The 9,486-nt window shown below is 71.3% G+C and carries 3 protein-coding genes; 2 read left to right on the forward strand and 1 reads right to left on the reverse strand.

Going from position 1 to position 9,486, the window contains the following annotated elements:
• Positions 1–89 precede the first annotated feature (89 nt).
• Positions 90–1,052, reverse strand: coding sequence for a phosphatase PAP2 family protein (locus tag ACFWXO_RS43945; RefSeq protein WP_380532534.1), 963 nt, complete (start codon positions 1,050–1,052; stop codon positions 90–92).
• Between the two features lie 317 nt (positions 1,053–1,369).
• Between ACFWXO_RS43945 and pulA the strand changes: the two genes are divergently transcribed.
• Both pulA and ACFWXO_RS43955 read left to right on the forward strand, forming a co-directional pair.
• A complete protein-coding gene (pulA, locus tag ACFWXO_RS43950; protein WP_380532537.1) occupies positions 1,370–6,925 on the forward strand; it encodes a pullulanase-type alpha-1,6-glucosidase in 5,556 nt (1,851 codons plus the stop codon).
• 620 nt (positions 6,926–7,545) lie between these two features.
• Positions 7,546–9,486, forward strand: a 1,941-nt coding sequence (locus ACFWXO_RS43955; RefSeq protein ID WP_380532540.1) for a M4 family metallopeptidase, incomplete at its 3' end; no start/stop codon positions are given.

Here is a 9,486-nt window from a genome sequence, read left to right on the forward strand (position 1 = left end):
CCTCGTACTGGACGTACTTGGGCGATTCGGGCGTGCGTCCAGGCGGGATGCCCGGCGTCGCGCGCCTGGCAAGATCCGCCGGACAGGCCCTAGCGCCCTGCGCCGACCGCCGGCTCGCTCCACTGCTCCGGCACGGTGACCGGCTCCTCGGCCTGCTCCCGGGCGGGCACCCGCGGCAGCTTGTACACCCACTCGTGGTACAGCCAGCGGGCGGCCAGGAAGCCGACCGTCAGGCAGATCTCGCCGCCGACGGCGTCCATCCAGAAGTGGTTGGCGGTCGAGATGATGACCACCAGGGTGGCCGCCGGGTACATCAGTCCGAGCACCCGGACCCAGGTCCGGCGGGCCAGGAAGAAGATCGTCAGACCGCACCACATCGACCAGCCGATGTGCATCGAGGGCATCGCCGCGTACAGGTTGGAGACGTGCGCGGCGGGCCCGGAGGCGAACGAGCCCCAGGTGTGGTGGGCCTGCACGGTGTCGATGAAGCCGCCGTCGGTCATCAGCCGCGGCGGGGCCAGCGGGAAGAAGTAGAAGCCGACCAGGGCGATCCCGGTGGTGACGAACAGCACCGTGCGGGCGGCGACGTAGCGGCCGGGGTGGCTGCGGTAGAGCCAGACCAGCACACCGATGGTGATGATGAAGTGCAGGGTCGCGTAGTAGTAGTTCATCCCGGTGATGAGCCACCCGACGCTGTCCACGGCGTGGTTGATCGAGCGCTCGACCGCGATGCCGAGGTCCTTCTCCAGGTCCCAGATCCAGCGTGCGTGCTTCTGGGCTATCGCTTCCTGCTCCGGGACGGCGTTGCGCACGAGGGAGTAGAGCCAGTAGCTGATCCCGATCAGGGCGAGCTCGAACCAGATCCGCGGCCGGGCGGGTGAGCGCCGCTGGTCCCGGATGCGGCCGCGCAGGGCGGCGGTGCGGGACTGGGCGGCACGGGTGGCTCCTTCGGGCAGCCGGGCCGGGGTGGCCTCGGTCGCCTCGGAGCCGCCACCGCGGGCCGCGTCGGCGCGCCGGGCGTCGCCTCGCTGGATCTCGGTCGGTTCCCCCATGGACGAGAAGTCTGCCAGACCACTCGTAGCCGTCTGCTCATCCTCTGGAAGTGGATTCTTCACCGGCTGTCCCCCTCCAGGGGTAGGGGGCGGATCCCACCGGGGTAGGGGGTGCGGTCGGGTCTGGTGCTTACCGGTGGGACGGACATACGTCCCATTGTCACGCGCTCGGCCGTTCGAGCGTAACCGGGGTGGCCGGGCGGGCCGGTGGCCTGGAATTTCCCGGGACGAAACGCTTTCTGCATCTTGCTGAAACGGATTGCAGGCCGCTAGCTTCCTGGGAAATCGATCGCCCCTTCCCCTAAGGGAGCCCCTCAGTGGCCGATACGCCGCTCCGCCCCCGACGGAGCAGTCCTCCCCGCGGACCCGCCCGCAGACCCGGCCGCACGGCCGTCCTGCTGGCCGCCGCGCTGACCGCCGCCACCCTCGGCGGCGCCCCCGCGGCCCTCGCCGCGGCTCCGCCGCCCCCGCCCTCGGACGCCGCCCTGGCGGCCACCGCCGGACGGCACGACCTCACCCGCGAGCAGTTCTACTTCGTCCTGCCCGACCGCTTCGCCAACGGCGACACCGCCAACGACACCGGGGGCATCACCGGCGGACGGCTGGACAACGGCCTCGACCCGACCGACAAGGGCTTCTACCACGGCGGCGACCTGGCCGGCCTGATCCAGAAGCTCGACTACGTCCAGAACCTCGGCACCACCGCGATCTGGCTGGCCCCGATCTTCAAGAACAAGCCGGTGCAGGGCAGCGGGGCCGACGCCTCGGCCGGCTACCACGGCTACTGGATCACCGACTTCACCCAGGTCGACCCGCACTTCGGCACCAACGACCAGCTCAAGGAACTGATAGCCAAGGCGCACGCGCGCGGCATCAAGGTCTTCTTCGACGTCATCACCAACCACACCGCCGACGTCATCGACGACGCGGAGCAGCAGCACTCCTACCGCTCCACCGGCGCCTACCCGACCCTCGACGCGGACGGCAACCCGGTCGACGAGACCGCGATCGCCGCCGCGGGCGCCCCCTGGCCGAAGATCACCAAGGACTCCTTCCCCTACACCCCGGTCTTCCGCAAGCCCGCGGACGCCACCGCCAAGACCCCGTCCTGGCTCAACGACCCGGCGCTCTACCACAACCGGGGCGACTCGACCTTCGTCGGAGAGTCCGCCACCGAGGGCGACTTCAACGGCCTGGACGACCTGGACACCCAGAACCCCCGGGTGGTCAAGGGCTTCGAGCAGGTCTACCAGCAGTGGGTCAAGGACGCCGGGGTGGACGGCTTCCGGATCGACACCGTCAAGCACGTCGACATGGCCTTCTGGCAGCAATGGGCGCCCGCGCTCAAGGACTTCGCCACCAAGCAGGGCAACCGGAAGTTCTTCATGTTCGGCGAGGTCTACTCCGGCGACCCGGCCGTCACCTCGCCCTACGTCACCAAGGGCAAGCTCCAGGCCACCCTGGACTTCCCGTTCCAGGGCGCGGCCCGCTCGTACGTCTCCCAGGGCGGCTCGGCGCGCGACCTCGCCGACGTCTACGGCCAGGACTACCGCTACACCGGCGCCGACACCGACGCCTACGAGCTGCCGACCTTCCTCGGCAACCACGACATGGGCCGCTTCGGCTCCTTCCTGCTCGCCGACAACCCGGGCGCCGACGACACCACCCTGCTCAAGAAGGACCGGCTCGGCAACGAGCTGCAGTTCCTCACCCGCGGCCAGCCCGTCGTCTACTACGGCGACGAGCAGGGCTTCACCGGCGCGGGCGGCGACAAGGACGCCCGGCAGGACGTGTTCGCCTCGAAGACGCCCTCCTACAACGCCGACCGGGTGCTCGGCGGCCCCTCGGGGGCGGCCGACCGGTACGGGCAGGGCGGCGAGCTCTACCAGGGCATCGCCGGCCTGGCGAAGCTGCGCCGCGACAACCCGGCGCTCGCCGACGGGGCGCAGATCCAGCGCTACGCCGCCGACGGCCCGGGCGTGTACGCCTTCTCCCGGATCGACGCCGGGCAGCAGGTCGAGTACCTGGTGGCGGTCAACAACGCCACCGAGGCGAAGACCGTCACGCTGGACACCTTCTCCGCGGGGATGGGCTTCGACCCGGTCTACCCCGCGGCCGGACCGCGGCTCACCAGCGGCGCCGACCGCAAGGTGACCGTCACCGTTCCGGCGCTGTCCTCCGTCGTCCTCAAGGCCGGCGCCCGGCTCGCGCCGGTCGCCGCCGCGCCGCAGCTGTCGGTGCAACCGCCGGCGGACGGTTCGACCGGGCTCGTGACGATCGGGGCGAAGGCGGACGGCGGCGGCTTCAACCGCGTGACGTTCGCCGCGCAGACCGGCAACGGGCCGTGGCGGACGCTCGGCACCGCCGACACCGGGACGTCCGGCTCCGACGGCCGACGACTCTTCGCGGTGACCCAGGACCTGAGCGCCGCCGCCCCCGGCACGGTGGTGCGCTACAAGGCCGTCCTCCAGGACTCCAGCGGCCACCTGCGCTCCACCACCGCGAGCTTCACCACCGGCACCCCCGCTCCCCAGCCGGTGCCCACCGCCGGCGCCCGCCCGTACGCCGTCGTCCACTACAACCGGCCGGACGGCGACTACGACGGCTGGAACCTGTACGCCTGGGGCGACCTCGCCGACGGCGAGGGCACCACCTGGCCGGCCGGGCACCCCTTCACCGGGCGGGACGCGTACGGCGCCTTCGCCTACGTGCGGCTCAAGCCCGGCGCCTCGGACCTCGGCTTCGTCGTGGAGAAGAACGGCGTCAAGGACGTCGACGCCGACCGCCACCTCGACCTGGGCAGCGGCGGCGAGGTGTGGTTGAAGCAGGGCGACCCGACCGTCCGCACCACGGACCCCGGCCCGGCGAACACCCAGCCCGCGAACACCGCCGTCATCCACTACAACCGGGCCGACGGCACCTACGACGGCTGGGGCCTGCACGACTGGACCGGCGCCGCCGCCCCCACCGACTGGGGCAAGCCGCTGCTGCCGGTGCGCCGCGACGCCTTCGGCGCCGTCTTCGAGGTGCCGCTCGCCCCCGGGGCGACCAGCCTCAGCTACATCCTGCACAACGGCAACGACAAGGACCTGCCCGCCGACCAGTCGCTGGACTTCGCCGTCAACGGCAAGGAGGTGTGGATCCTCGGCGGCCGCGAGGGCTACCTGCTGCCGCAGAACCCGGCCGCCGCCTCGCAGTTGGACCTCGGCAGCGCCAAGGCCCAGTGGATCGACGCGCGGACCGTCGTCGTCCCGGCGAACTACGGCGCCACCGACCAGGCCCTGGCCGGCGGCACCAGCGCCCAGCTGGTCTACGACCCCGAGGGCGGCATCCGCGCCGACAAGGGCGTGCTGACCAAGCCCGGGAAGTGGATCCGCCTCACCCCCGTCGCGGGCGGGCTGACCGACGCCCAGAAGGCCGCGTACCCGCACCTGGCGGGCTACCGGGCCTTCACCGTGGACAAGCGGGACACCGCCCGCGTCCCGGCGGCGCTGCGCAGCCAGCTGCTGTTCACCGAACACCTGCCCAGCGGCGCCGTGCTGGCCGGCACCGGGGTGCAGACCCCCGGCGTACTGGACGACCTGTACGCCCGCCGCACCGGCAAGGTGGACTTCGGCCCGGCCCACTACGACGGCAAGGCCGCCCTCTCGCTCTGGGCGCCGACCGCCCAGCAGGTGTCCGTCCGGGTCTTCGACAGCGCCACCGGGGGCACCCCGAGGACGCTGCCGATGACGCTGGACGACGAGACCGGGGTGTGGGAAGTCGTCCGGGACCGCGAGGAGTTGGACGGCAAGTACTACCTGTACCAGGTGAAGGTCTGGGCGCCCTCGGTGCAGCAGGTGGTGGTCAACACCGTCACCGACCCGTACTCGGTGGCACTCTCCACCGACTCCCGGCGCAGCCTGGTCGCCGACCTGGACGCCAAGGAGCTCAAGCCGGCCGGCTGGGACGACCAGACCCGCCCGAAGGCCGTCCCGCCCGCGCAGCAGCAGATCCAGGAACTCCACGTCCGGGACTTCTCGGTGGAGGACACCACCGTCCCGGCCGCCGAGCGCGGCACCTACCTGGCCTTCACCGAGTCGAACTCGGCCGGGATGCAGCACCTGCGGGACCTCGCCAAGGCCGGGGTGACGACGGTGCACCTGCTGCCGACCTTCGACATCGCCACCATCCGGGAGAACCGGGCGGACCAGAAGCTCCCCGCCTGCGACCTCAAGTCCCTCCCCCCGGACGGCCCGAAGCAGCAGGAGTGCGTGGCGGCCGTGGCCGCCGACGACGCCTACAACTGGGGCTACGACCCGCTGCACTACAACGTGCCGGAGGGGTCCTACGCGACGGACCCGAACGGGACGGCCCGGACCGTGCAGTTCCGGCAGATGGTCCAGGCGCTGCACGCGGCCGGACTGCGGGTGGTGCTGGACGTGGTCTACAACCACACCGCCGCCGCCGGCCAGGCCGACCACTCGGTGCTCGACAAGGTGGTGCCCGGCTACTACCAGCGGCTGGACGCCGACGGCAAGGTGACGACGGACAGCTGCTGCGCCGACACCGCGCCCGAACACGCCATGATGAACCGGCTGGTGGTCGACTCGGTGACGCTGTGGGCCCGGGAGTACCAGGTCGACGGTTTCCGCTTCGACCTGATGGGCCTGGACCCGAAGTCCACCATGCTGGACGTCCAGGCGGCGCTGGGCAGGATGACGCCCGAGTCGGACGGCGTGGACGGCAGGAACGTCTTCCTCTACGGCGAGGGCTGGAACTTCGGCACCGTCGCGAACGACGCCCGGTTCCCGCAGGCCACCCAGGCCAACATGGCCGGCACCGGCATCGCCACCTTCGACGACCGGCTCCGCGACGCCGCCCGCGGCGGCAACTTCATGCTCGGCTCCGCGCCGCAGCAGGGCTTCGCCTCGGGCCTGTACACCGACCCCAACGGCTCGCCCGCGAACGGCAGCCCGCAGGAGCAGAAGGCCCGACTGCTGCACCAGATGGACCAGTTGAAGGTCGGCCTCACCGGCAACCTGGCCGGCTACTCCTTCACCGACAGCTCGGGGAAGACCGTCACCGGGGCCCAGGTCGACTACAACGGCGCCCCGACCGGGTACGCGGCGAAGCCGGGCGAGGCGGTGGAGTACGTGGACGCCCACGACAACACCGACCTGTTCGACGCGCTCGCGTACAAACTGCCGACCACCACCGCGCCCGCCGACCGGGCCCGGATGCAGGCGCTCGGGCTGTCGCTGACCGCGCTCACCCAGGGCGCGGGCTTCGCCCAGGCGGGCAGCGACCTGCTGCGCTCCAAGTCGCTGGACTCCAACTCCTACGACTCCGGGGACTGGTTCAACGCGATCCACTGGCCCGATCCATTGACGGGGGCCTCGCAGGGCAACGGCTGGGGCCGCGGCCTGCCGCCGGCCAAGGACAACCAGGAGCTCTGGCCGACCGCGAAGTCCCTGCTGGCGAACCCGCGGCTGACCGTGGGGGCGGCCGACATCCGGGCGACCACCGCGCAGTTCCAGGAGTTCCTGCGGATCAAGCAGTCCTCACCGCTGTTCTCGCTGCCGACCCTGGCCGACGTCCAGCAGCGGCTGTCGTACCCGCTCTCCGGCACGCCCGGTGAGACGCCCGGGGTGATCACCCTGCACCTGGACGGCACCGGGCTGGCGGGGGCGGCGAAGGGCATCACCGTCGTCGTCAACGCCACGCCCGCCACGCAGGCGCAGACCGTGGCCGCCGCGAAGGGGACGAGCCAGGCGCTGCACCCCGTCCAGGCGGGCGGGGTGGACCGGGTGGTGCAGCAGTCCGGCTTCGACGCGGCCACCGGCACGTTCACCGTGCCGGGTCGCACCGTGGCGGTGTTCGTGCAGGGCTGATCCCGCCGGCCCCGGCTCCCGGGCCCCGCACCGCCGTCCGGGCGGAGCGGGGCCCGGTTCCGTTCCGGCCGGGGAATGGCCGGAAACCGGCGGTGGCACGGCCGGAAGTGTGACGTGCCGCCCCGGTGCGGCGCTGCCGGGCCCCGGTCGGGGCGGGCGCCGGCCCTGACCGCTGGTCAGTCACCTCCGGTGGTGATCGAACTTTGCCAAGGGCATGAAAACCGTGTTCAAGACTTCGTCATGCCGTAACACAACTGACTAAGCGTCGTGCATACGGTTTCGGTAATTAATCGGCCAATCGGTGGCATGCATCTGTCATTAACGGCGCGTTTGCTGCCACGATTCCTCCGGCTGCAGACGAGGGGGCCCCACCCCCCGGTGCGGCTGTCCGAGTTCAGGTGCAGCGCCTCCCGACCTTGCAACGAACCTGCACGACTTGCGAGCACCGCACCGCACCGCACTGCAACGCCGACGCACACGCAACGCCATGCACAGCACGGCAACCGCACCCCCGTTGCACCCGGCGGGGGCCCCCACTGCGCCGCAACCGCGGCCCAGGTTCTCTCCACCGTGCACGCCGGGTCGATCCACCCGGTCCGCCGGTCGGAAAAGGAGTCCGCATGTCACGTCACGCCCACGTCCGGAAGGCAGCGGTTGTCATGGCCGCCACCACCGCGCTGCTGGTCACCGGCATACCGGTGATCGCGCAGGCGGCCCCGGACGCGCCGACCGCCGTCGCCAACCAGCAGGCCAGCCGGGCCACGCTGATCGCCTCGGCGAACCAGCAGACCGCCTCCCTGGCCCAGGCGCTCGGCCTGGACGGCAAGGAGCAGCTGGTCACCAAGGACGTCGTCCAGGACGCCAACGGCGCTCGCCACCTGCGCTACGAGCGCACCTATGCCGGGCTCCCCGTCCTCGGCGGCGACCTGATCGTCCACCAGGACGCCACCGGCGCCACCAAGAGCGTGACCAAGGCCAGCGAGGCCAACCTCGCCGGCGTCGGCACCACCCCCGCGCTGGCCGCGCCGAAGGCCCAGGAGGCCGCGCTCGCCGCCGAGCAGGGCACCGTCGAGGGCGCGCCCCGGCTGGTCGTCTGGGCCGCCGACGGCACCCCGAAGCTCGCCTACGAGACCGTGGTCAACGGCCGCGAGTCGGACGGCACCCCGAGCAAGCTGCACGTCGTCACCGACGCCAAGACCGGTGCCGTGCTCAGCAAGGCCGACGGCATCAAGCGCGGCTCCGGCACCGGCGTCTTCGTCGGCACCGTCCCGCTGACCACCACCCAGAGCGGCTCCACCTACTCGCTCAAGGACGCCACCCGCGGCGGCCAGTACACCACCGACATGAAGAACGGCACCTCCGGCAACGGCACGCTGTTCTCCAAGTCCTCCGACACCTGGGGCAACGGCCAGGCCAGCAACCGCGAGTCGGCGGCCGTCGACGCCCAGTACGGTGCCGCCGTCACCTGGGACTTCTACAAGAACAACTTCGGCCGCAACGGCATCAAGAACGACGGCGTCGGCGCGATGAGCCGGGTGCACTACGACACCGGCTACGTCAACGCGTTCTGGGACGACGGCTGCTTCTGCATGACCTACGGCGACGGCAGCGGCGACACCCACCCGCTCACCGAACTCGACGTCTCCGGCCACGAGATGAGCCACGGCGTCACCTCGGCCACCGCCAACCTGAACTACTCGGGCGAGTCCGGCGGCCTCAACGAGGCGACCTCCGACATCATGGGCACCGGCGTCGAGTTCTACGCCAACCTGCCCGCCAACCCGCCGAACTACCTGATCGGCGAGCTGATCGACATCAACGGCAACGGCACGCCGCTGCGCTACATGGACAAGCCCTCCAAGGACGGCACCTCGGCCGACTCCTGGTACTCGGGCGTCGGCAACCTGGACGTGCACTACTCGTCCGGCGTGGCCAACCACTTCTTCTACCTGCTGTCCGAGGGCAGCGGCGCGAAGACCATCAACGGCTTCAACTACAACAGCCCGACGGTCAACAACATCACCGTCTCCGGCATCGGCCGCGACAAGGCGCTGCAGGTCTGGTACAAGGCGCTGACCGCCTACATGACCTCCACCACCGACTACGCCGCCGCCCGCACCGCGACCCTGAACGCGGCCACCGACCTGTACGGCGCCAACAGCGCCGAGTACAACGCGGTCGCCACCGCCTGGGCCGCCGTCAACGTCGGCTCGCTGCCCAACCCGGGCGGCGTCACCGTCACCAGCCCGGGCAACCAGTCCACCGCGGTGGGCGCCTCGGTCAACCTGCAGATCAAGGCCTCGGGCGGGACGGCGCCGCTGTCCTACTCGGCCACCGGGCTGCCGGCCGGCCTGGCCATCAACGCCAACACCGGTGCGATCACCGGCTCCCCGACCGCCGCGGGCAGCTCCAACGTGACGGTCACGGTGAAGGACTCGGCCGGCAAGTCCGGTACGGCCAGCTTCACCTGGACGGTCACCGGTGGTGGCGGCGGTTCCTGCACCCCGGCGCAGCTGCTCGGCAACCCGGGCTTCGAGACCGGGACGGCGTCGCCGTGGACG

It is taken from the genome of Kitasatospora sp. NPDC059088, from assembly GCF_042738155.1.
Taxonomy (GTDB): Bacteria; Actinomycetota; Actinomycetes; order Streptomycetales; family Streptomycetaceae; genus Kitasatospora.